The organism is Fusibacter sp. JL298sf-3 (assembly GCF_053842995.1).
The window spans coordinates 2,257,926-2,281,573 of sequence record NZ_CM132608.1 but is presented as its reverse complement, the minus strand read 5'-3'; the positions used below and the strand labels follow the sequence as shown (position 1 = coordinate 2,281,573).

The following is a 23,648-nucleotide window of genomic DNA, read 5'->3' as shown; positions in this document are numbered from 1 at the left end:
TTTTCCCACATAAAACCAAAGCTCTGCGGGCTTTCTACCGGAACGGCTCTAGTGTCCTGTCTCGTGCAGTTTTTTTAATTGTGAACGCTACAGGACACTGGCAACATGCAAAGAGCTGCGGCCCCACAGTACGCGCCCCCCACCGCATGGATGGGAGACGACTGACGTTGCCACAGCTCAGAACTTCATTTTAATTAAACTGCACGTGTATTAGGCTTCCAGTGCTTGCTTGAGGTCGGCGATGATGTCCGCCGGGTCTTCGAGGCCCACAGAAAGGCGGATTAAGCCGTCTGAAATCCCCGCTTTTTCTCTTTCCTCAGGTGTGTAAGGCGAATGCGTCATAGAGGCCGGATGCTGGATGAGCGTTTCAGCATCGCCAAGGCTCACCGCGAGAACGCACAGGTGTACGTTGTTCATGACGCGGCGTCCCTTTTCGAGGCCGCCTTTAACTTCAAATGTTATCATGGCGCCCGGCAAGCTCATTTGCTTTTTCACGAGGTCGTACTGCGGGTGGTCTTCAAAACCCGTGTACACGACATTGGTCACTTCCGGATGGGTTTTGAGGAACTGCGCCACGGTCATGGCGTTTTCGCAGTGTCTCTCCATGCGGATGTGGAGTGTCTTCATGCCTCTGTTAATAAGGAATGCGTCAAATGGGCTCAGTGTGGCACCAGTCATATCTTTGACGCCGAAGAAGCGCACTTGGTCGATGTATTCTTTTGAACCCACTACGAAGCCCGCAATGACGTCGCCATGGCCGTTTAAGTACTTGGTTGCCGAGTGAATGACCACGTCTGCGCCCAGTTCAAGCGGTCTTTGGATGTATGGGGTACAAAATGTGTTGTCCACCATGACGAGACAGCCTTCGTTTTCGTGTGCGATTTTGGAAATGGTTTCGATGTCGGCGATGTCCAGTGTCGGGTTCGCCGGCGTTTCGAGGTAGACCACTTTGGTGTTCGGGCGCATAGCTTTGCGCACGTTCTCAGGGTCTTTTGTATCCACAAACGTCACTTCCACGCCGAAACGTGTGACGCCGTGTGCTAAAAAGGCATAAGTACAGCCGTACAATGTCTCTGCAGCTACGATGTGATCGCCGCCTTTTACCGCAGTCCAAACGGCGGAACTTACGGCACCGATGCCCGATCCCATGGACATCGCCGCTTCTGCGCCTTCGAGCATGGCGAGCTTTTCTTCTACTGGTGTATTGCTTGGGTTGCCGAGTCTTGTGTAGATGTAGCCCTCTTCTTCGCCGGCAAAGCGTCTACCGCCTTGTTCCGCCGAATCGAACATAAATGTCGACGTTTGGTAAATCGGTGTTGCAAGGGCTCCCATCTCATTCTTTTTGTACCCTGCGTGGATGGTTTTTGTGGCAAATCCCATTTTCTTTACTGCATCGTGATTCATAGTCGTGCTCCCTTCGCTTTTTATAAATCTCTCGCTTTCATTTCCTGAACGATGAACGACGCCACGTGTTCTGCGTAGCTACCGGTGCTAAAGCCCGCATCGTATCCCAGTTCTTTTGCCAATTCATAAGAAATTCTCGGCCCGCCGGCACAGACGACGAGCTTGTCTCTGATGCCCTCGGATTCTAAAAGCTCGATCAGCTCTGTCATGTTGGGAATATGAACGTCTTTTTGCGTGACGATTTGTGAAACGATAATGGCGTCTGCGCCCAGCTCGATGGCTTTCGCCACGAGTTCTTCGTTTGGCACTTGCGCGCCGAGGTTGTGCGCGACGATGCCTTCGTAGCGCTCGAGGCCGTAGTGGCCGTCAAACCCCTTCATATTCATAATGGCGTCGATGCCCACTGTGTGTGCATCGGTACCTGTACACGCGCCGACGATGACGATGTCGCGGTCGAAGTTCGCTTGTATAAACGCCTCGACTTCGTATTTGTCCATGACGTCGGAGTCGACTTTCGGCACTTCGATTTGCGTGTAGTCGACGGTGTGCATACATTTAGCATACATCATAAACATCGTGTAGCCAACCCCCAGGTCTTCTGCGTGGACCACTTGAGGTTCTTCCATACCCATTTTTATCAAAAGCTGCTTGGCGGCTTCTTTGCTCTCGTCGCAACACGGTACGGGCAGGGTAAAACAAAACTGCATTAAGCCGTCGTTCATGGTATCGCCATACGGCTTGATTTTCGTTAAATCCAGTTGGTTGTTCGCTGACATTATTCGGCACCTCCTAACATCATTGGAATGAACGGATTGAAGTAGCGCACGCCTTTTTGAGTGACGCCTTCAAGGCCTTTGCCGCCGTCCATTTTACGTGTGACACCTGCAAATTTGCCTTGTTCAATGGTGTTCATAATGCCGAGGTGTTCGATTTCTGAAAGCATTTCCGCCGCTTCGTTGAGCACGAATTGCGCGCGTTTTTGAATTTTGCCGTCTGGCTTAAACTGAATTTCGTCGCTGATGCCGCGCATGTTTTTAAAGATGTAGTTGGCGTTTTCAATAGACAGCGCACGGTCTTGCAACAGCGGCGTGTGAATCGCCTCTGTGAGCATGCCCAGCAGCTGAATTCCCTGGTTGGTCATAATGGAAACAACGTTGAACAACGCGTCCTGAATATGGCCTTTAAAGATGTTGCCGGTCATAAATTTCGTCGGCGGCATGTATTTCAGCGGCGCCTTCGGGAAGATTTCGCGCGCCATCTGCGCTTGGGAAAGTTCCATTAAGAAGCCGTCTTCTGTATCGGGGTTCATTTCAAAAGCGTGTCCCAGACCCATTTGCTCTTCCGGCAAGCCGGCGAACAGAGCGAACTGCTCGTTGATAAATTGTGAGGCCAGAACGGTATGCGCCTCTTCAATGGCATCTGATGTGGTGAGGTAGTTGTCTTCGCCGGTGTTGATGATAATGCCGGCGTAGCCGTTGATGACTCTTGAGAAATATTGGTCGACCAGTGTCCGCTGCATGTTGATGTCGCGGAAGAGGATGCCGTACAGGGCGTCGTTGAGCATGACGTCCAATCTTTCTAAGGCGCCCATTGCGGCGATTTCAGGCATACAAAGCCCTGAACAATAGTTGCAAAGGCGGATGTAGCGCCCCACTTCTTCGCCGACTTCGTCCAGCGCTTTTCGCATGATTCTGAAGTTTTCTTGTGTGGCATAGGTGCCGCCGAAACCCTCTGTGGTCGGGCCATATGGCACGTAGTCGAGAAGGCTTTGCGCCGTGGTTCTGATAACGGCGATGACGTCTGCACCTTGTCGCGCCGCCGCCTGAGCCTGGAGGGCGTCTTCGTAGATGTTCCCCGTTGCCACGATAACGTACAGATACGGTTTCGGGCCTTCACCGAGGTTTTGAAGGTACGCGTCTCTTTGCTCTCTGTTCTCTCGAATGCGCGTCACTGTCTTTTGCGCCACGTCTTCCACGGCAGCTTTTATTTTTGCATCGTCTTGAATCTCGACTTTGGTGAGGTCGAGGTCGCCTTTTGAAACGCGTTCGGCGATGGTCTGTGCCGATTCACCGTACTTTACCATGGCGTTGCCGAGCCAAAATGCCGCGCCTTCTGCAAGGCCGCCGCCGTTTTTGATGTTGTCCACCACCACATTCGGGAGCGGTCTCTCTAGTTCGTCGATGCCGTCGACGCCGAGCAGACGCACCACGGTACGCTCTACAGTAACAGTGGTGTGCTTGTCGATAAACGCCTGTGTGTCTTCGGCGATAACGCGCGCCGAATGCCGCGCTTTTTCCACGATGTTAAAATCGAGGTTCAGTTTACTCATCATGTGATCCTCCTAATATCTCTTTTGCCCGCATCGTTATTTCTTGTTGAAGACCCATTATCTCTGCTATTCTCAGGGCTTCCTTCGGTATCGCTTTGTTCTTTTTCACTTCTGTGAGCCGGTAGTCCATGAGTTCGTGAAGGGGTTTCATCCCCTCGCGTCGAACCGACTCCCGAACAGTTTCAAGGGCGACGTCCTTTAAGCCGTTCACTTGGTAGTGCGTCATGTCCTCACCGCTTGTGAGGCCGTCGTAATGCGTGGTAATCACCGCTTTTGCGCTTCCTGTTTTCAGGTGCTCTATAAGCGCCCTCGAAATGGCGTACCCCTCTTTGGGGTTGGTTCCACGCGCCAGTTCGTCGATGAGGATCAAGCCCTTCTCGTCGATGCGCGTCAGTACTTCCGCAATGCTCACGACTTCGGCACCGAAGGTGCTCAGCCCCATGTCTACAGACTGGGCGTCGCCGACGGAGACGAAGATGTAATCGAGGGGGTAAAACGTCGCTGAGGCACACGGCACGAAAAAGCCGTAATGCGCCAGCGCCAACGTCTGTCCCAGTGTCCGGAGCGACACGGTTTTGCCGCCCATGTTGGCACCTGTAATGACGGTGACAGTGGTTTTAAGCACGATGTCCAAGGGGACAAAGGCCTTGTTCTCTTTTTCCAGACTGTTTTCCAGTTTGAGGTGTCTGGCGCCCTTTAGTTCGATGACGCCCGCCTCTGACACCACCGGCCGCGTCATGTGAAACGCCGCTGTGAGCTGCGCCTTGGCAATGAGAAGATCGACTGCCCCGATGCGCACCACATTTTCCTTTAAAAGGGGCAACTGTTGTCTCAGCGCCGTAGACAGTTCCACGCGCACGGCTTCTTCCTCTGCTTCTTCTGCTCGTTTCAGCACTTCTATTTCCGATTCTATAGCCACATCGCGCTTCAGTTTAAAAAGGCTGTACATGGGGATGTCCATCTGGTAGACCAGTTCCTTTTGACTGCGCGCCGCCTCTAAGCGCTCTGAATCGCTCTGTTTGATGCGCACGTCACCGTTTGACGCCACTTTAAAACCCGCCTGCTCCAAACGCTTGGCCGACGCGTCGTACGCCGTTTTAAGCGCCTTTTCAAGACCGTCTATTTTCAGTCGTATGTCGTAAAGCGCCTGTGAATAACAACTGTAAATGTGAAAGTTGTTCACAGAACTTTCCTCAGGGTCTAATAATTCTATAACGGGGTGGATAGACCTGAGTTCATAAGCGCCTACGGTTTCGCCCCAGTAGAGGGCGTCCATGGCGTCTTTAATACGCTTCATATAGATGGCCATGTATTTGATTTCGTAGAGTTCTGTAACCGAAAGCGTCTCACCTGCCGAAAGGCGGTCAAATGTCCGTCTCAGTTGCTTGATCTCTTTGAAAAGCGTCTTGAGCTGTAAAACCGCTTGCCGATGTGATGTAAAGCGCTCAAGAGCACACTCCAGCAAGTTGTAGGCGTAATCCAGTTCGCTTCCGCGAAGGGGTTTCAAGGCGTTTTTTGCCTCTTGACCGTAGGGGGTCACCACCAGCAGCCTCTCCAGTACGAAGTTCATGTCGAGGTCTTCAAAGTGCTTATCTTTTAAAAACACCGCTACGCTCCTTCCATAACGTCGAGCACCGGCAGCGGCGCCAGTGCTTTCGACAGGCGCTCTCTAAACAAGCTGCTGTCGTAGAAATAGCCCGCAGGTGCATAGGGGTTGACTGTCAGTGCAATGAGGTTGATCGGGGTCTCGACGCACACGTTGATGCCGATGCGCGCGAGATAGGCCCACTTCTGTTCGTCGATGAAGATTTTAGTGGCATCGCCGACGACAAAGGTGAGCTGTTTGTAGTGCTGTGTCGAATGGATGATGTCAAAAACAGTCTGATAGACAAGAGCGCCATACACGATGACGACCCTTGTCTTTTCAGTAATGTGCTGTGCAATTTCACGCCCTTTGTCCAGCGCCGTTTTAATCCCTGAAAGCGGCGTCGGACAGCCGTCCTCGTCACAGAGGACGACGCGGTGCGTGGCCTCGTACGTGCGGTACACCTCTGAAAGCGCCGCATCGCCGTGGTAGTCGAGTTTTAGCAAAGTCGCCTGATGGACGGTTTTTTTTACCGCTTTGTCCATCATGCGGCTGAGCACGGCACCTGTGGCCAGCACACAGGCGTCGGTAATCGCCGGAGACGCGGAAGACGTCCGGTCCAGCGCCCCGTCGACTAAGACATAAGCCGCACCGTACGCCAGCATTTTTTCTGCTACTGCGCGTACGGCTTTGTTTGTCGATGGCCCACCAATTTGGATGTAGCCGTCATTTAATGTCCGTCCGATGACGATACGACCCATTGCCGATTCAAACGGCGTCATTTCCACCACTTCCATCTTCGCCTCAGAAAGATGAAACAAGGCTTCTGCTGTCGCCACATAGGTCCCTCTACCTACATAGATCATCGGCTTATCCGTCTGCGTTACAAGATCCTGTCGCTCACCGTCTCTACCGATGGACGTCAGTCCAATCGGCGCCTCTATACAGTCGATGAGGTGGTTCAGTGCAACGGTTTTTCCGGCGTTTTTTGCCATGCCCACAATTGATATGATGCTGTACCGGTCTTTAATTAACGAATAGATGTCCATCGACGCTCCCTTTTCATTCCTTAATACGTTGTCCGTTTCTATTTGTGTGTGCGCTTGCTTCTCTCGAGTTCTTTGAGTTCGATTGAAACGCGGTTGCCCTGTAAGAGACCGCCGACGCCAAAGACTTTGTGGTCTTTTTGCTCGGTGGTTTCCACAGCACCTTCTTTTTTCGCATCGTAAGACGCCGGTTGCGTGTACGTGGTGATAACGCCTTCGTAATTTCTCAGTACGACTTTGTCAGGTGACTGGGAAATCATGTACTGCGGCATAACCGGAATCTTCCCGCCGCCACCCGGTGCGTCGACGACAAATGTCGGCACACAGTAGCCAGACGTATGGCCTCTGAGACCTTCGATGATCTCAATCCCTTTAGACACAGGTGTTCTGAAGTGCTCAATGCCTGTGGAAAGGTCACATTGGTAGATGTAGTACGGGCGCACGCGCATAACGACGAGCTGATGTACGAGGTCTCTCATAATGTGTACGCTGTCGTTGATGCCTTTGAGCAGTACCGACTGGTTGCCCAGCGGAATACCGGCGTTGGCCATGAGATCGCAAGCGCGTCTCGTCTCCGGCGTAATTTCTTTCGGATGGTTAAAGTGCGTGTTGAGCCAAATCGGGTGGTATTTTTTAAGCATTTCCACAAGTTTCGGCGTGATTCTCTGCGGGAGAACCACCGGTGTTCTCGAACCGATTCGAATAATTTCCACATGTGGGATTTCTCTCAATCGGCTGATGATGTACTCGAGTAAGTCGTCGGAGACGAGGAGTGCATCGCCACCTGAGAGCAACACGTCTCGAACGACTGGGGTTTTTCTGATGTAGTCAATCGCTGCGTCGATTCTGTCTCTCGGTACACCGGCGTCGTTGTGGCCGGCAAAACGTCTTCTGGTACAGTGTCTACAGTACATAGAGCACATGTCGGTGATGAGGAACAACACGCGGTCCGGGTAACGGTGCGTAATCCCCGGTACCGGCGAGTCGCCGTCTTCGTGAAGCGGGTCGTCCATGTCGGCGTCGCTCATATGCGTTTCAAGCGCCGTCGGCACTGCCTGCATTCTCACCGGACACTTTGGATCGTTTTCGTCCATGAGCAGCGCGTAGTACGGCGTAATGCCCATTCTCAAGATTTCCAGCGACTTGGCGACGCCGGCTTCTTCTTCTGGTGTGAGGTTGACAATCTTCTTAAGGGCGTCAAGTGTGGTGATGCGGTTTCGCACTTGCCATTCCCAAGAATTCCATTGCTCTTCGGTTACATCTTGCCACATCTCGATGTCTTTAAAATGTCTCATCAGAACTCCTTTCATTCGCGCCGAGCCGCCGCTTACGCGTACAATTCTTCGTAGATTTTTCTTAACGTTTCACTTTCTCTCATAATTTGAAGCGTAATTTCAGCATGGTCTTTGGTGTAGCCGTTGCCGACGATCATTTCCACGTCTTTGCCCACGCCTTCTGCGCCCAGTGCCGCTTTTGTAAAGCTGGTCGCCATACTGAAGAAGTAAACGGTACCTTGGTCTTTAGTGGCGAGGATTGAAGACATCTCTGTGTTCGGAATGTTGACGCAGTTGATGACGAGGTCGCACATGTTGCCATCTGTTACCGCTTCTACAGCTTTCATTGTGGCCACGGCGTCTGTCGCGTCTACGACGATAAACTCGTCTGCAAGACCTGCGTCCATCACGCGGTCTTTGGCTTTGTCAGAATGCTGTAAGCAGATGACTTTGCCTGTGACGCCTGCGCGCTTCTTCGCTTCGTAAAGGCAGAGCATACCGGATTTTCCGGCGCCGCCGATAACGAGAACCGTATCGCCCGGGCGGACGAGTTTGGCTGTTTGCGCCGGAGCACCTGCGACGTCGAGCACTGAAAGTGCGAGGTTTTCAGCGATGTCTGAAGGCAATTTGGCGTAGATGCCACTTTCAAATAAGATGGCTTGTCCTTTAATGTCCACTTGGTCGATGTCTTTTCTGATTTCTAAAATCTCTTCAATAACCAGTGGCGTCAGTGAAAGCGATACGAGGGTTGCGATTTTGTCGCCGACTTTGAGGTCTGTTTTCCCTTCGAGAGCTTCGCCCACTTTTGCAACAGTACCGATAAGCATGCCGCCTGAACCGGTAACAGGGTTTTTGTGCTTGCCGAACTTTTCGACGATCCCCGTCATAATGCTTTTGATTTTGGCTTCGTCACCGCCGGCTTCTTCTTTAATTTGCGTGAAAGACGCCGAGTCGATGTTGAGCGTTTGGACGTCTATTAACACTTCGTTGTCGTAGATGTCCATGTCGTTTGAAATTTTAAGTGCCGGTTGCGGCAAAATGCCTTTCGGTTCGATAACGCGATGTGTACCAAATTTACATCCTTTTTTCATATAGGTGCCTCCCAAAAGTTTTTAATAAGTGTGCCCATATAAAAAGCAATTTCTATGCCAAAACTTTAACAAGGCATTTTGTTCAATATGTCGTGGCTAACTCGATACACCCCACTATATATAGTTTTAATAGTTTCGATGCTTTTGATGACATTAAAAAAGAGTGCCGAATTTTAGGCACTCTAGGGGACGAGATTGTATTTTTTCAGTTTGTACTGGAGGGTCTGTCTCGGCATTTTAAGCAGTTTCGCCGTTTGTGAGACATTTTGTCCCGTTTTTTGAAAGGCGTCTCTCACCGCCTGTTCTTCCGCCTGTTCCAAAATGGCTTTTAGGCTCTTGTCGGCGTCTATGGATACGCACAGCTCTGTGCGCGCAGCCTGTGGCGCCGATTTGCGCATGGCGTAAGGCAGTTCTTCAAGTTCGATAACTGGGCTTTCTGAAAAGGTGACGGCCCCCTCGATAACGTGCTCCAGCTCTCTGACATTGCCTTCCCACGGGTAGTTTAGAAACAAGTCCATCACTTCGGCGCTGACGCTTTTAACGTGGCGGTAGGCGATGCCGTTGTATTTCTTTATAAAGTACGCCGTGAGGACGGGAATGTCTTCGCGCCTGTCGGAAAGCTTGGGAATCCAAAGCAAAACGGTGTTTAACCGGTAGTAGAGGTCGCGGCGGATGTACCCCTTCTCAATGGCTGCATTGGGCTCGACGTTGGTGGCGGCGATAATGCGCACGTCGACTCTACGCTCTTTGGTGTCGCCGATACGTCTGATTTTACCGTCTTGGAGCACTCTGAGCAGTTTCGCTTGAAGCTCCATGGGCATGGAGTTGATTTCGTCGAGAAAGAGCGTGCCCCTGTCCGCCAGTTCAAAGAGCCCCATGCGGTCGACGGCGCCTGTAAAACCGCCTTTAACGGTTCCGAAGAGAATGCCCTCTAAAAGCGAGGCGGGCAATGCGGCACAGTTTTGCGCGATAAACGGCCGACTGGCGCGTTTGCTGGCGTTGTGAATGGACTGGGTGAGCAGCTCTTTGCCCGTTCCGGTCTCCCCGTAAATCAGTATGGGAATATCGGTGCGCGCCGCTTTCATGGCGATGCTCTTCACGCGGTTGAACTCGGCGTTTTCGGTGATGATGTCTTGAAATCTATACTGTGCCCGCGCCGGCTCCACGGCATCGCCTTTTTGAGGGCGAATAGACGACTGCAAGTCCAAATACCGCTCGGAGAGTTCTTTGTACGCGGTGACGTCGCGCGATATCTCTATGGCGCCCTGTATCTGACCCGACTTGACTATGGGGAGGGTGGTGTTCACCGTGGCGATTTCTTTGCCCTTGTATGTGCGATAGGTCTGTTCGCGGTTGTAGATTGGCGACTGGGTTTTGAGCACTTTTAAAAGCGTGCTCTCCTCCTTAATCAACGACGGGTAGACTTCGGTAATATGCCGCCCGATGGCTTCTGAAATGTTGATGTCGTCCAGCATTGCCGAATGCCTGTTGCAATAGATGAGCCGGCCGCTGGCATCGATGATTTGAATGCCGTCGCTAATGTGATCGAGCATTTTCTGCGTTTGTTCCGGTGTTAAAAAAGCCTCCATGCGTACCTCTCGTTTTCGTATCCGATTATGGAAAGTGCCCAATTTTAGGCATATGCCGAAATTTGAGCACTTCGTCTACATAATGACGCCTCTACCGTATTCTTTTGCTGTCTCTAACTGTTCGTATGCTGCAGCAAGAACGCGGTCGTCGGTGTTCCAGCCGTCGATGGTCATGGCCACGAACCGGCAAGTAATCAGAACCCCCAAGCGTTTTTCGATGTCCTTTATGGCGCTGTTCAACGCTTTTGCAAAAGCGTAGGCGTGGTCTTTGGTCTTACTTGGGAAAACCACGGCAAAGGTGTCCCCCTTAATGCGACCAAAGTGATCGATGTCGTCAATAAGCGCTTTTGACGCTTTGATAATTTCTATAATGACGGCATCTCCTACATCGTAACCAAAGCGCTGATTGATTTCACCCAGTTCGTCGATGTCGAAGAAGATAAGCGCCGATCGCTCGCGTTTGTCAGAGCATCTTTCGATTTCAAGCGACAGAACATTTTTAAGTTTTTCTTCTGTGTTAATGAGAACGAGGCTGCTGTTAATTAGACGCTCTTGCTTAACCAACGCCTTCATTTCCAGCCGCTTCTCTTCCATTTGGCGCCGATAATACGTCGTTCCGATGCCGATAATGAGGAATGTGTAGGGCCATAAAACGGCAAACAACCTCAATGTATCGGTTAAATGGTACTGTTTGATAATAAGTAAAGGGATAAAACTAAGAGGTAAAGTTGCCAGTAGCCATGCGCCTTTAAGCAAACGCTTTTTGTTACCGCTCGTTTTTTCCAAATTTAACCTCCCACTTCTAAAAGCTCCAGCGTCATAGACTGAATGCCGCCGTCCTCAGTAATCAACTCATAGGTAAAATTCAGTTTAAAAGGATTCTGTGACAGGGTAAACGTCTTGCCCACAGTGGTCATAAAGAGAAAGCCGTAAGGTGTCCTGTAGCGATTTTCAACAGAAGCGCCCCGCTCGATGCGGAGGGTGCTGTCGATGCTGCCGTAACGCTTGATGGTCACGGTGCCGCCGGAGGCGACGACCATGGTCTTTGTCCCCGCCATTCCCGTCATTTCGCTTTCGTCGTACCGAATGTACATCTTGCCGCCTTTTTCAGTTAGTGTCGCCAAGGTTGTAAACTCCGTACGCTCTGACGCGCCGTCCGCCTCGCGAACTTCCGAAGTTATTTTGAGTACTATTCCGCTATCCATTTATTGACCAACTCTCTGATTAAGTCCACATGTGCTTCTGCTTCCCGTCGCGCCCCTTGTTCGTCTTTAGCGCTTAAGGCTTCGTAAATTTTAATGTGTGAGGCCTGTATTTCCTTAAAGTTGTTGAACTCGCTGAAGTAAATTAAGCGAAACCGCTGAAATTGATCGTGCAGGTCGTAAATCATATGCATGAGGCGGCTGTTCTTCGACGCGTCGAAAATCGTCGAGTGAAAGGCGTTGTCCACTTCGATCATGCGTTTTTTGTCCATGTCTTCGAGACAGGTGTTGAAATCCTCTAAGATGGTGCCGAGTTTCTCCAGTTCTTCGGGTTCCATGCGGCTGGCGGCGAGTTGCGCTGCAAAGCCTTCGAGCTCCTTTCGAATCTCGAGTACCTCCAAGATGTCTTTTTTCGTCAAATCCGCCACATAGGCGCCTTTTCTCGGTATCATAATCACGAATTTTTCTTTTTCCAGTTTTCGAATGGCCTCTCTAACCGGCGTTCTGCTGACACCGAGCTTTTCTGCTATGGCCACTTCCATCAAGCGTTCACCCGGTTTGAGTTCACCGCTGAGGATGGCGTTTCTCAAGTAGTCAAACACCACTTCGCCAAGTGGTTTGTAATTTTTTATTTCCATTGAATGAAAATCCATCTTAACCTCCCTTTCGCTTTAACCTATCGGCCACTGTACGTCACAACGCTGTAGGACTGCGGGTACTGTTTTCTAATCGCCTTATGCGCCTTGTCGGCTCTGGCTTTGTCTTTGAAAATCCCGAACACAGTCGGTCCGCTACCGCTCATCAATACGCCCTGAGCACCATAGCTCACCAAACGTTGTTTAACCGCCGCCACTTCCGGATACTTGACACAGGTGACGCTTTCGAGGACGTTGCACAAGTTTTCCGCCACTTTGCGCTTATCGCCTCTTTCAATCGCCGCCAGCATCGCCGCTGTATCCGGTCTCTCAGGGACGTTTTTGTAATCGAGTGCCTGATACACTTCTTGTGTTGAGACGCCGAAATTCGGTTTGACGAGGACGAGAAAAAAGCCTATCAATCCGTTAATCGGCGTCAGTTTCTCCCCTAGGCCTTCCGCCAATGCCGCCCCTTCTAATAAACAGAAGGGCACATCTGCACCGAGCTTAAAGGCGAGGGCCATCAATGTGTCCAAATCGAGGTTTAACTGCGCCAGAGCATTGATGCCCTTTAGCGTTGCCGCAGCATCGGTACTGCCACCTGCCAGGCCGGCGCAAACGGGAATGTTTTTAACGATGTGAATGTCAAAACCCGTTTTCAGACCGTAGGTCTGCTGCATAAGCGCCGCCGCTTTGTAGACGATGTTCGAGCCATCTACCGGCAAGTAGGGATCGGTACACGTGATGTGGATTTGGCTGTCGGTTCGTTTTTTAATGTGAATGTCGTCTGCGAGACTAATCTGCTGCATAATCATCTGAACGTCGTGGTAGCCGTTCGGCCGCTTGCCAATGACGTCCAACGTGAGATTAATCTTCGCACGCGCTTTTAATTTCATTTCAGAATGTAAGTTCATAATCGCCTCAATCTTGGATACAAAATACATTATAAATACATCCCTATTATATGACATTTGCATAAAATAATCTATAGGTTCCCCTTATTTCATTTGTTATTTTTGTGGGCGTGGAAACGGTTCGATGTGTGTCCTTTTGACCTTTATCATTAATTCCACCTAATATAATCTTCTCGACAATGTCCCACACGGATACAAAGTATCTAGCACTTTTAATTAAATCTCAACGAGACCGTACACTAAAAATACTCTTTGTAATGACTAAATCAAACGTTCCTGCCATGGCATCGCGAATCATTTCTTGAAAACCAAAGCGTTTATCAATAGTGTGTCCATTCATTACTTCTTATGTGTCCATTCATGTGCCTCTAAGTACACATCAAAATCATCTTTTTCAGGTGCACTTAAACGCTTTTGATGAAATTTCTCATATTCTTTTTCAGCAAGTTCCTTGGCTACTTCATGAGAAATAGCCCCTGCTCCAGTTAGTATGTCTCGCTCATTAAATTTTAGGAAGGCATTGAGCTTTTCTTCCCAGTCCTTCATGTACATTGGGTTACGTCTTTCAGCTTGATCTTCTGCATAATCTAGATACATGGTTACAATTCTATTCAGTGACTTCATTTCTTTTTCCGTCAAATAATTCTTGGCAACGGTAATATCGCCTTTACGTACCTTGTCCCCCTTCCAAGTTGTAAGACCCATATTGTCTTTTGAGGCATCAGCTCTTTGTTCAATAAGTTCTGCTGCTGTATGACCATGAATAGCAAAATGAAGCTTGTTTTGCACCGTTGCAAAAAACTTTTTAGCTTCTTCTGATTTTCCATCATAATCTATAGACAAAGCATAGATATCCGTGATTTTCTTATAAAACCTTTTTTCTGAGGCTCTAATATCACGTATACGTTCTAAAAGCTCATCAAAATAATCATCACCAATGTTACGCATCCCCTTAAGACGCTCATCGTCCATGGTAAAGCCTTTAACTAAGTATTCATTTAATCGTTCTGTTGCCCATTGTCTGAACTGGGTACCTCGGCTAGAACGCACACGGTAACCAACGGCAATGATCATTTCAAGGTTATAGTGGCGTGAATTTCTCTGAACCGTTCTATTTCCTTCGGTTTGAACTTGTAAGTAATTCTTACAAGTTGAATTTTCCTCTAATTCACCTTCTTCATAAATATTTTTTATGTGAAGTGTTATATTTTGAGGCGTTGTTTGGTAAAGCTCAGCAATCGCCTTCTGTGTCATCCATACGGTTTCATTTTCAAGTCTTACATCTATTTTTGTTTTTCCATCTTCTGTCTGATAAATGAGTAAATCGTTGTTGTATCCCAATTTAACCCTCCTTCTCCATATATAGCTTCAAACTCATCAGACATCGTCTGACGTTTTTAAGTGAACTATCCAGTAATTCCGGATAGTTCATCTATGTTCCTAATCATCATTTTGATTTTACCATAGTGGTCAAAGCTTAACCACATAAACCTCATTTTGTTTTGTATTTTATTTCCAAACGAACTTTGATTTTGATGAACTCTTTTCCGAAATCATCTTTTCATTAAAGTAGGCTGGAAATGTACGGATTAACAGTTGGCGCTCTTCTGCTATTTATTTAAGTTTCACAAAAGGTGAACACCTTTTTCGTCAACTAAAAAAACCCTTCTTAAGGGTTTTTTTGTTCTAAAGTATGTGCTCGGTGTCCCGTCTTATGCCCCTTTTTAAAGGTGGGGGAAACCGGACGCCATTATTCTTTTAAAAAAGCTTCCTTTTCAATGGCCATTTTGATAAAGGTCGTGTACAGAAGACCGTCTTTCTCCGTAAAGAGCTCGGGGTACTGGGTAAGCAGCACTTTTTTAAACCGCTGTTCTTCATAGGGTTCTGACTTCTCCGACACCTTGACAAACCCCACCTTCTCATAGCTCTTCTTGGCGCGCTCGTTAAAATGCGCCACCCTAAGCGTCATGGTGCGGATGGGGAAGTGCGTGAACACATAGGTTAAAAAACGCTTGAGAAGTTCCGTGCCAAAGCCTTCACTTAAGTAATTGGGATCGACGGCGATGCCCAGTTCTGCCGTTCCCTTGAGCAGTCGTATGTGTTTCAGCGTGACAAATCCCAGTGGGTACTCCTCTAAAAAAAGGCCATACACCTTTCTGAACAACAGACGCTGCTTGACGCGAAACCACGTGTAGAGATCGGCTGTATCGTGTTCGTTGAAATTGTATTGATAGAATCTTAAATCTTGATGGACGCCCCAGTGTCGAAACTGGTAGACGTCCTTAAGCTTCATTTTTCTAAACTCAAGTGTCAAATGCATCACCTCATTTGAGACGTATTGGCAAACTTTTGGAACTTGCCGAGCCATGCGAGATAGACTTTACCTGTCTCACCATTTCTCTGTTTGGCGATAATGATTTCGGCAATCCCTTTGAGGTTCTCGTCTACTGTCTCGGGGTTGTAATACTCGTCCCTGTAGAGGAACATAACGAGGTCGGCATCCTGCTCAATGGCGCCGGACTCTCTAAGGTCGGAGAGAATTGGTCTGTGGTCGGCGCGGAGCTCCGAGGCACGGGAAAGCTGGGAAAGGGCGATAACCGGACATTCAAGCTCTCTGGCGATGCCTTTGAGGGATCGGGAAATCGTCGAAATTTCCTGCTGTCTGTTCTCCTGCTTGCCGCCACCGGACATCAGCTGAAGGTAGTCGATCATAATCATGTCGAGACCGTGGTTCATCTTCAGCCGTCTGCACTTACTGCGCAGTTCCGCAACAGTAATCCCCGGCGTGTCGTCGATAAAGACTTTGGATTCGGCGAGTTGCGCGCTGCTGCGCGCCAGTTTGTACCAGTCGTCATCGGCGATGTTGCCCGTTTTAATGTCCCCGATGGATACCAACGACTGCGCCGCAAGCATTCTCGTCACCAACTGATCCGCCGCCATCTCCAGTGAGAAAATGGCCACGGATTTGTTTTCTTTAACTGCCGCGTGTTGTGCGAGGTTGAGGGCAAACGCTGTCTTCCCCATTGACGGACGGGCGGCGACGAGGACGAGGTCCGACCGCTGAAGGCCTGTGGTCATCTCATCCAGCGACTCAAAGCCCGTTGAGACGCCGGTGAGGGCGTCGGGGTCGTCGTGGAGTTTAACGATTCTATCGTAAGTCACTTGAAGAATGTCGGACATGTTTTGAAAGCTCTTTTTGTTTCGATTTTGAGAGATTTCAAAAATACTGGCCTCAGCTTCTTCAATAAGCTGTTCGGGGTCTTTGGACTCGTACCCTTGTTCGACAACAGAAGTCGACGCGCGAATTAACCGCCTTAAGATGTACTTGTCCTGTATGATTCTGGCGTGTGTCGTCACGTTTGAAATCAGCGTGCCGACACCGGTGAGTTCGGTAAGGTACTCGAAGCCGCCTACGGCATCGAGCAATTGGTTCTTCGTGAGATCATCGGACACGGTAATGAGGTCAGCGGTCTTGCCTTCGGAAAACAAGCGGCGAACCGTTCTGTAAATTTCTCGGTGGGCTTCGTTGTAAAAGGCCTCGTCGTGAACAATAACCTCCATTACATCGCCGATACAATCGCTGTCGAGCAATAGAGAGCCCAGCACGTTTTGCTCTGCATTTATGTCGTGGGGCATCGTTTTGATGTTCATGAATCAGCGCTCCTTTCAATTCAATATAGATGGCTTTACCATTATAGCACGGATGACGGTTAATTGCCCAAGGTCTTTTTAATTTTAAAGAGCTTCAGTCGCCAATAGCTGAGAACGCCAAATCTGTAGCGGTAGACGCGGGCCTCTCGCTTGAGATAGTGGTTGACTTCTTCGAGATGGAAGTCGTCGTCTGTTTTAGCGTATAAGAAGGCTTCCCACTTGTCTATAAGCTTTCCGGGAACATTGGCCGAAACCAGACTCTGGTGCACATCAAAACTTTTGAGGTCTTTGTTTTTCGTCGCCATATACGCGAGAAAGTAGAGCTTTCTCAAAGTGCGCTTTCGCCGATTGGGCACGTAGAGGTACAGAACATTCGGCACTGCAAAGACGGCCATCACTGCGATGACAAGTACAAGCAGTGCGCCACCACCCCAAAGGGCGTAGCGGACATAAGGGACGGCGGTCTGAGTGGCTACGTCTTCCCGCCGGCGCTCTTCTAAAAAAGCATCCGGGTCATAGGTGCCGTCGCCATCACCGCTGTCAATCATACCGAGGCGGTTGTCGTCGCCTTCTGAAAGCGGCGTCTCTTCTGAAGGCGCTGTCTCTGTAGGCACCTCGGGCGTCTCGCCCTCGCCGTTTGGCGTCTCTACACTTACTACGACATCTGAGTACGGCGGTGTGGCTTCAAAAGTCACCCAACCTTTGCCTTCGATGTAGGCCTCGACCCAAGCGTGTGCGCGGGTTTCTGTCACCTTGTGAGGTTCGCCGACCACCACGTCGTTTGGACTCAACACAAAGCCCTCGACATAACGGGTCGGGATGCCGTTGATGCGCCCCATAATGGCCAGTGACGATGCGAAATAAGTACAGTACCCCTCTGACATATTCCTGACAAAGTTCGTAACAAAGTCGCCAGTCACCCCTGTTTCATCCACCTCGAGACTGTAGCTGTAGTTCTTGACGAGGTACTGTGTGAGCAACTGCATTTTTTCCTCATCGCTTTCACCGAAACGACCCAGTTCTTCAGCCAGCTGGTAGATGTCTTCGCCGATGCTCGGGCCAATTTGCAAGTAGTCCACATCGTCGGGGTAGCCAAAGTCGTACCCGGTGGCGTTGTAGCGGTACTGCTTCACTTGCTGTCTAAAGAGTCCCTTCTTATAAAATGCGTCGTTTTCACCTGAGACAAACACGTTTTCAGCCTTTAAGCTGGCGTCGTAAAAGCCCAACGGGGTAAATAGAGACAGTGTTTTCATTTTATCCATGACCACGAGACCGGAAAGTGGCGTCAGTTCTTCATGTGCCACGAGTAAGGCGTTTTCAGGCGTTTCTGTATAGGCTTTGTAATTGTTGCGATACACTTTGGTCTGATTGACCCAACGCTTGCCTGTGTAGAAGTCCTTGACCACACTTCTCAAATAAATCGGTGTGTTCGGCACCGCGTCAACTGTTAACCAAAAAAGCGGCGTTTCGTCGTCTAAATCTAAGATGCTCCCGCCGAGGTAACCGCTTTCACCGGCATAGGGGGTCTGCAACAGGGAAAAGACGCCGAGGTCATCGGCTTTATAGCCCGTTCGAATGCCCCAGATGTTGGGGACGAGGCCGCCCACGCCCTCGTTGATTTTTTCGACGGGCAGGAGCTTGTAGCCTAAAAAAGCCACGACAAACAGCATTAAAGACAAAAGCAAGCTGTATGCGGTCACTTTGGTTCTTGAAAAGTACGTGGTGCTGTAAGAGGCCTTCTCTTCGATGAGCCGATGGTGGTTTTCCACCATAAAGAACCACGCCAATCCGACAAAGTAGAAAAAGAAGATGCGATTCGGCAGTTCAATGTATTGGTACCATGCGACCACAAAGACCCCTAGAGGTAGCAATAGCGCTATTTTAAGCCATTTAGAGGCGCATATCACAACCGTTGCCGCTGTGATGACGAGGCATAAGAGACCGAAAAACAGCCCTTCGAAGAGCAAGTTTTCAGGCATGCCCTCTCTGAACCACTGGATAAACGGTCGAATGTCCAACCGCGCCTTTAACGTCTTCACCCATGCGATGTCGTGGGTGCCGCCTTCTCTAACATAATCGAAGAGCGTTTCAGAGTCTTTGACCACTAGACCGTCATCAGAAAACTGATGGATGACCGTCAGTGACAAGTCGAGAATATAGACGCACACCACAAAGGCAATGAGCCCAAACAACAGCCACTTGGCCACTTTTCGCTTGAGCAGGCAGAGCATGACAAGGGCGTATGCGACGGTGACGATTCCCACCACCGCTACAAACGGCAACGTCTTCACTAAGAAAAATTGTACCAATAGGGCGACGGCCAAAGCCACCATATAGCCCGGTATCCATTTATGATTCATAAGTCACATCCATCAAATCGTCAATCCAGTTAAAAGTTGTTCTATCGAGGGACTCTGAGTTGTTTCGGAAGGTGTACACGGTCATTTCACGGCCGCGCTGTCCCTCATACACCAAGGCTTTTGAAACCACAGGGGTGATGACGAGGACGTAATCGGTCTCCGGCAGAGACGACAGCGTCTCCTCAATCCCCTGAGTGCCTATGGACTCAAATCGCGTTAAAGCGTCCATTGCCGCATCGAAGTCCGCCAAAGTATGGACGTCCATCGCCACGGGTTCTTTCGCCGACCAGACGAGGCGCAGGCGCGTCCCCTGCTGAACATAGCTGTTTATCAAGGACGCGCAAAAGGACACCATCTGTTCCTCTAAAGCCAGCGTCATGCCGCTTTCAAAGTTCCCCTTGTAAGCGTCTAAAACGACGACGAGCCGCGTGAGCACCGTGTCTTCAAACTCCTTGGTCAAGAGCTCGTCTTTTTTCGCACTGAGTTTCCAGTGAATATTTTTAAGGGCGTCGCCGCGCTCGTATTTTCTTATGTTGGCGATGTTGGTTTCATCGGTCAATGTCTTTTTATCCGCTTTCAATGTGCCGTAAGCGTCTTTGGGTTCTATGAGCGGGCAGACAATCGGATGAATTTTAGGACGTACTGTCACGCGTATCGCCTTTGAAAAAACCACTTCCCGTACGTGACACATCAGCGGATCGTATAAGGTGACGCGCACCTGCCCGACTTCGTAGAAGCCGCGATAGGGGCAGATAAACTCTTTTTCATATGGCAAAAAGTCCTGTATCCCAATCATTGCAATCTCCCGTACTGCCGCATCTGTCTTCATTTTTTTATCCACTTCAAAGACGATTTCCGCGTGGAGCAACGGCAAGTAGCTGGAGTTGTACACTCGGTAATCGATGCCGAGGCCGTCGCCGGTTTCGATGGTTTTACTGTTCACCGAATGGACGACGTAAAGGTTTTTGGCGTATGTGCGCACCATGAGAAAGGAAGCCGCCGTGGCAGTAAAGAAGACGGCAAATAGGAAATAGAGGTGTGCGCCACCTGACGACAGGGCGAAAACCCCTAGGAGCGCAGTGGTCAGATAAAGTGTCCATTTAAAAAATCTATGCATGAGCGTCTCCTACTCTGTGACCTTAGGCACCTCTGTTGTGGCCAGTACCTCGTCGACGACTTTTTCTGCATCAATGCCCTTGTACACCGCTTCGCCTTTTAAAATCAGCCGGTGGGCGATGACGCTTTTAAAAATGCTTTTAATATCGCTGGGAAGCACGTAGTCTCTGCCACTGAGATAGGCTTTTGCTTTGGCGCCGCTGAACAGATGGACCGACGCTCTGGGACTGGCGCCCAGTTTGACGCTGGGGTGCGTCCGCGTCGCTGCACAGAGTTTTACGATATACGCTTTAACCGCTTCTTTTACAAACACCTTGGACATGGTGCGCTGTGCTTTGTTCAGCGCTTCTAAGGTCACTACCCCTTCCAGCGGTGCCGCCGCTTCTTTCATGGTGAGTATGGCCATTTCCTCTTCCGGTGACGGGTACCCTAGGGCAATCCGCATCATAAAGCGGTCGAGCTGCGCTTCGGGCAGTGGAAATGTCCCCTGTAGTTCGATGGGGTTCTCTGTGGCAATGACGAGAAACGGCGATTCCAGCACATGGGTTTTGCCGTCGATGGTCACTTGTGTTTCCTCCATGGACTCCAGCAAGCTGGACTGGGTTTTAGGCGATGTCCTGTTGATTTCATCGGCGAGAAGGATGTTGGTAAAGAGCGGGCCTTTTTGAAACACGAAACTCTGCTTTTCTTTGTCGTAGATGGAAACGCCCATCAGGTCTGAAGGCATGAGGTCCGGTGTGAACTGGACGCGCTTAAAGGTGCAGTTCAAAACCTTTGCAAAGCTCTTTGCCAAGGTCGTCTTCCCCGTTCCCGGCAAATCTTCTATTAGAATGTGTCCGCCGGTGAGCAGCGCAATCATAATCGATTCAATAGCCGCCTCTTTCCCGACGACGCTTTTTTTAATTTCCCCTTTGATGGTTTCTAACATAACCCCTCCCATACTTCTGATTATTCTGAATTTTTGAGTTTGTAAAAAAAGAAGATGAACGCAGAACGCTTATCTTCTCATTTGTTTTATGCCTCTGTGACAGTCACTTTAACTTGCGCTGTTACTTTTGGGTAAACTTTTACGGTGAGCTTTGTGGAACCCAGTGCGCGAATAGGACTCTCGAGCACAATTTTCTTTTTATCTACGGCGATACCAAAGTCTTTTTTAATGGCCTCAGCCACGTCTTTGCTGGTGATGGAACCGAACAATCGACCGCCTTCGCCGGCTTTCGCCGTAAACTTCACTTCCACTTTATCCAGCTCTGCCGCCAGAGCTTTTGCTTCGGCCAACTCTTCATCTGCTTTTTTCTTCTTGGCCTTCTTTTGGTGGTCGAGCTCTTTGACATTGCCGTCTGTCGCTTCTTTTGCAAGGCCTCTCGGAATGAGGTAGTTTCTCGCATGGCCGTCACTGGCGTTGATGATCTCGCCTTTCTTGCCCGTTCCTTTAATGTCTTTTAAGAGTATGACTTTCATTGTGGTTCTCCTTCCGTGTAGTATTCGTCGATTGACTCAATCAACCGTTGTTTAACTGTTTGAATATCGGTGTCGTAGAACTGAGCCCCTGCCACTTCAAGGTGTCCGCCACCGCCTAGGGATTCTAAAATCACCTGTACGTTGACCTCGCCAAGGGAGCGACCGGAGATAAACACCATGCCGTCGCTCTTTTGAGCGATGACAAAAGACGCTTTAATCCCGCGTATGTTCAGCAGGTCGTCTGCCGCCTGCGCCGCAATCAGCTGAATGCTTTCGCTTTCCACATCTGATGTGGAGATGGCGACGACCTCCCGATGTCTTATCGCCGTGCTGACGATGTTGGCTTTTTCGATAAAAGTGTTGAGGTCGTCTTGGAACAATTGCCTAACCCGGGTGGTGTCGGCGCCATGTCGCCTCAAATAAGCGGCGGCATCAAATGTGCGCACACCGGTTTTAAGTGAAAAGTTCTTCGTGTCCACTGAAATGCCCGCGAGCATGGCATCCGCCTCTTCCTTTTCGATTTTAGGGCGATTTTCCATGTACTGTATCAGTTCGGCGACGAGTTCACAAGTACTGGAGGCGTAAGGCTCCAAATATTTGAGCGTCGCATTTTCAATAAATTCTGTACTGCGTCTGTGGTGGTCGATTAACGCAATTCTAGGGGTTTCCTGTAACAGCTCCGGACATTCTGTCAGGCTCGGTTTGTGGGTGTCCACGACCACCACCAGCGTGCTGTCGTCCACCATTTCAAGCGCTGTCTTTGAGTCCACAAATCGGTAAAACTCGTTGTCTGCAAAGGTCTCGTAGACGTTTTTAATGGCGTCGGTGACTTCGTTCAGCACGACGACCACTTCTTTTCCGCGGTTGATGACCGAACGGTAGACGCCCATCGCCGCACCGAAGGAATCCATGTCCGGTGAACGGTGTCCCATGACGATGACGTTGGCGCTTTCGTCGATGAGGGTTCTAAAGCCGTGTGCAATGACCCGCGCTTTGACCCGGTTGCGTTTTTCAACAGCTTTGGTTTTGCCGCCGTAAAACTCATAGGCGTTCTTCTTTCGGAGTACCACTTGGTCGCCGCCGCGCCCAAGTGCCAGCTCAAGCGCCGCACTGGCGTCTTCTTCAAGGGCCATAAACGAAGCGCCGTTGACACCGATGCCGATGCTCAGAGTCACCGAAATCTTGTTGCCGACGTCGATTTCCCTGACGTCGTCCAATATGGAGAAGCGCTTGGCTTCCAGATGTTCGAGGTAGCGCGCTTCAAAGAGCACGATGTACTTGTCGTTTTGATACTTCTTTATGATGCCGTTCATCCGCGTGGACCAGAGGTTGATTTTTTTCTCAATCTCCGATTTGACAAACGGGATGTGTTCTTCTTTGGTTTCGTTTAACACGTCTTCGTAGTTGTCGACGTTGATCATGGCCATCACCGGCCGCTCGTCCCTGAGCTTGTTGGTGAGTTCGGTGAGTTCAGTGATGTCGAACCAGTAGAGCATAAACACGAGGTCCGACGGATTGCTGCCCTCTAGGGAGACCACATTGACATAGACGTTGTATAAGCCGCCGCCCACTTTGAGTTGGCTGATTTTTTGACCGTCTTTAATCTGATCCATTGGAAAAGCGTCGACCCACTGTTTAATCGGCTTGCCGATGACGCTCTTTTCCCCCACCATGTCGGTGAATTTAGAGTTGTACCAGTTGATGCGCCCCTCTAAGTCGAGTACAGTCAGCGGCACCGGCAGATTAAAGACGGCATAGCGCGCCGCACTGTCGATGCTGCTGGACATTTCGTCCATGTAACTCCGCCATTTTTTTGCCCTGAGTCGACTTTGATTCCAGTTGTAAAAGACCATCAAGAGCAGCAAAACGATGCCCACGATGCCCAGTTTGTAGTTGTAATACGCCAATGCGCCGGCGAGTAGTGCGATGACCACTAGATAAATCGGAATCGTTTCTTTAAAGGGATTACTCATTTTGTGATTGCCCATAGG

At 49.8% G+C, this 23,648-nt stretch carries 20 protein-coding genes; all 20 read right to left on the bottom strand.

The genetic code is table 11. The features are described 5' to 3' along the window. Window positions 1–210 precede the first annotated feature (210 nt). Entirely contained in the window at window positions 211–1,404 is a 1,194-nt protein-coding gene (gene megL, locus ACR6HW_RS10905) for a methionine gamma-lyase (RefSeq protein WP_455727755.1), read from the bottom strand. 20 nt (window positions 1,405–1,424) lie between these two features. Next, on the bottom strand, window positions 1,425–2,180 hold the full coding sequence (gene kamE / locus ACR6HW_RS10900) for a lysine 5,6-aminomutase subunit beta (RefSeq protein WP_455727754.1): 756 nt from the start codon (window positions 2,178–2,180) through the stop codon (window positions 1,425–1,427). Beyond that, a complete protein-coding gene (gene kamD, locus ACR6HW_RS10895; protein WP_455727753.1) occupies window positions 2,180–3,736 on the bottom strand; it encodes a lysine 5,6-aminomutase subunit alpha in 1,557 nt (518 codons plus the stop codon). Before kamD ends, kamE begins: the two co-directional genes overlap by 1 nt. Then, window positions 3,726–5,339: a lysine 5,6-aminomutase reactivase ATPase KamC gene (gene kamC / locus ACR6HW_RS10890; RefSeq protein WP_455727752.1), complete on the bottom strand. Its 1,614-nt coding sequence runs from the start codon at window positions 5,337–5,339 to the stop codon at window positions 3,726–3,728. Before kamC ends, kamD begins: the two co-directional genes overlap by 11 nt. A 2-nt stretch (window positions 5,340–5,341) precedes the next feature. After that, entirely contained in the window at window positions 5,342–6,367 is a 1,026-nt protein-coding gene (gene kamB / locus ACR6HW_RS10885) for a lysine 5,6-aminomutase reactivase subunit KamB (protein ID WP_455727751.1), read from the bottom strand. 38 nt (window positions 6,368–6,405) lie between these two features. After that, window positions 6,406–7,659, bottom strand: coding sequence for a lysine 2,3-aminomutase (gene kamA / locus ACR6HW_RS10880; protein WP_455727750.1), 1,254 nt, complete (start codon window positions 7,657–7,659; stop codon window positions 6,406–6,408). 32 nt (window positions 7,660–7,691) lie between these two features. Then, window positions 7,692–8,729, bottom strand: a complete 1,038-nt coding sequence (gene kdd, locus ACR6HW_RS10875; RefSeq protein WP_455727749.1) for an L-erythro-3,5-diaminohexanoate dehydrogenase — start codon at window positions 8,727–8,729, stop codon at window positions 7,692–7,694. Window positions 8,730–8,911: 182 nt separating this feature from the next. Next, window positions 8,912–10,318, bottom strand: coding sequence for a sigma-54 interaction domain-containing protein (locus tag ACR6HW_RS10870; protein WP_455727748.1), 1,407 nt, complete (start codon window positions 10,316–10,318; stop codon window positions 8,912–8,914). Window positions 10,319–10,393: 75 nt separating this feature from the next. Further along, a complete protein-coding gene (locus ACR6HW_RS10865) occupies window positions 10,394–11,104 on the bottom strand; it encodes a GGDEF domain-containing protein (protein WP_455727747.1) in 711 nt (236 codons plus the stop codon). A gap of 2 nt (window positions 11,105–11,106) precedes the next feature. Further along, the gene (locus ACR6HW_RS10860) at window positions 11,107–11,523 is read right to left on the bottom strand and encodes a YwiB family protein (RefSeq protein WP_455727746.1); all 417 of its coding nucleotides are present in this window, start codon (window positions 11,521–11,523) and stop codon (window positions 11,107–11,109) included. Further along, entirely contained in the window at window positions 11,508–12,173 is a 666-nt protein-coding gene (locus ACR6HW_RS10855) for a GntR family transcriptional regulator (protein ID WP_455727745.1), read from the bottom strand. The genes ACR6HW_RS10860 and ACR6HW_RS10855 overlap by 16 nt, the downstream gene beginning before the upstream one ends. Before the next feature lie 23 nt (window positions 12,174–12,196). Further along, window positions 12,197–13,099: a 4-(cytidine 5'-diphospho)-2-C-methyl-D-erythritol kinase gene (gene ispE / locus ACR6HW_RS10850; RefSeq protein ID WP_455727744.1), complete on the bottom strand. Its 903-nt coding sequence runs from the start codon at window positions 13,097–13,099 to the stop codon at window positions 12,197–12,199. Window positions 13,100–13,408: 309 nt separating this feature from the next. Then, on the bottom strand, window positions 13,409–14,410 hold the full coding sequence (locus tag ACR6HW_RS10845; RefSeq protein WP_455727743.1) for a virulence RhuM family protein: 1,002 nt from the start codon (window positions 14,408–14,410) through the stop codon (window positions 13,409–13,411). Between the two features lie 409 nt (window positions 14,411–14,819). Next, window positions 14,820–15,437, bottom strand: a complete 618-nt coding sequence (locus ACR6HW_RS10840) for a GNAT family N-acetyltransferase (RefSeq protein WP_455727742.1) — start codon at window positions 15,435–15,437, stop codon at window positions 14,820–14,822. Continuing rightward, window positions 15,389–16,720 (bottom strand): replicative DNA helicase, encoded by a 1,332-nt coding sequence (dnaB, locus tag ACR6HW_RS10835; RefSeq protein WP_455727741.1) that lies wholly within the window; start codon window positions 16,718–16,720, stop codon window positions 15,389–15,391. Before dnaB ends, ACR6HW_RS10840 begins: the two co-directional genes overlap by 49 nt. A 59-nt stretch (window positions 16,721–16,779) precedes the next feature. Further along, window positions 16,780–19,080, bottom strand: a complete 2,301-nt coding sequence (locus ACR6HW_RS10830; RefSeq protein WP_455727740.1) for a transglutaminase family protein — start codon at window positions 19,078–19,080, stop codon at window positions 16,780–16,782. Continuing rightward, a complete protein-coding gene (locus ACR6HW_RS10825) occupies window positions 19,070–20,197 on the bottom strand; it encodes a DUF58 domain-containing protein (protein WP_455727739.1) in 1,128 nt (375 codons plus the stop codon). The genes ACR6HW_RS10830 and ACR6HW_RS10825 overlap by 11 nt, the downstream gene beginning before the upstream one ends. 9 nt (window positions 20,198–20,206) lie before the next feature. Beyond that, entirely contained in the window at window positions 20,207–21,124 is a 918-nt protein-coding gene (locus tag ACR6HW_RS10820; protein ID WP_455727738.1) for an AAA family ATPase, read from the bottom strand. An 86-nt stretch (window positions 21,125–21,210) separates the two neighbouring features. Continuing rightward, window positions 21,211–21,657, bottom strand: coding sequence for a 50S ribosomal protein L9 (gene rplI / locus ACR6HW_RS10815; RefSeq protein ID WP_455727737.1), 447 nt, complete (start codon window positions 21,655–21,657; stop codon window positions 21,211–21,213). Next, complete coding sequence (locus ACR6HW_RS10810) at window positions 21,654–23,645, bottom strand: DHH family phosphoesterase (protein ID WP_455727736.1); 1,992 nt, start codon at window positions 23,643–23,645, stop codon at window positions 21,654–21,656. The genes rplI and ACR6HW_RS10810 overlap by 4 nt, the downstream gene beginning before the upstream one ends. Window positions 23,646–23,648: the final 3 nt, after the last annotated feature.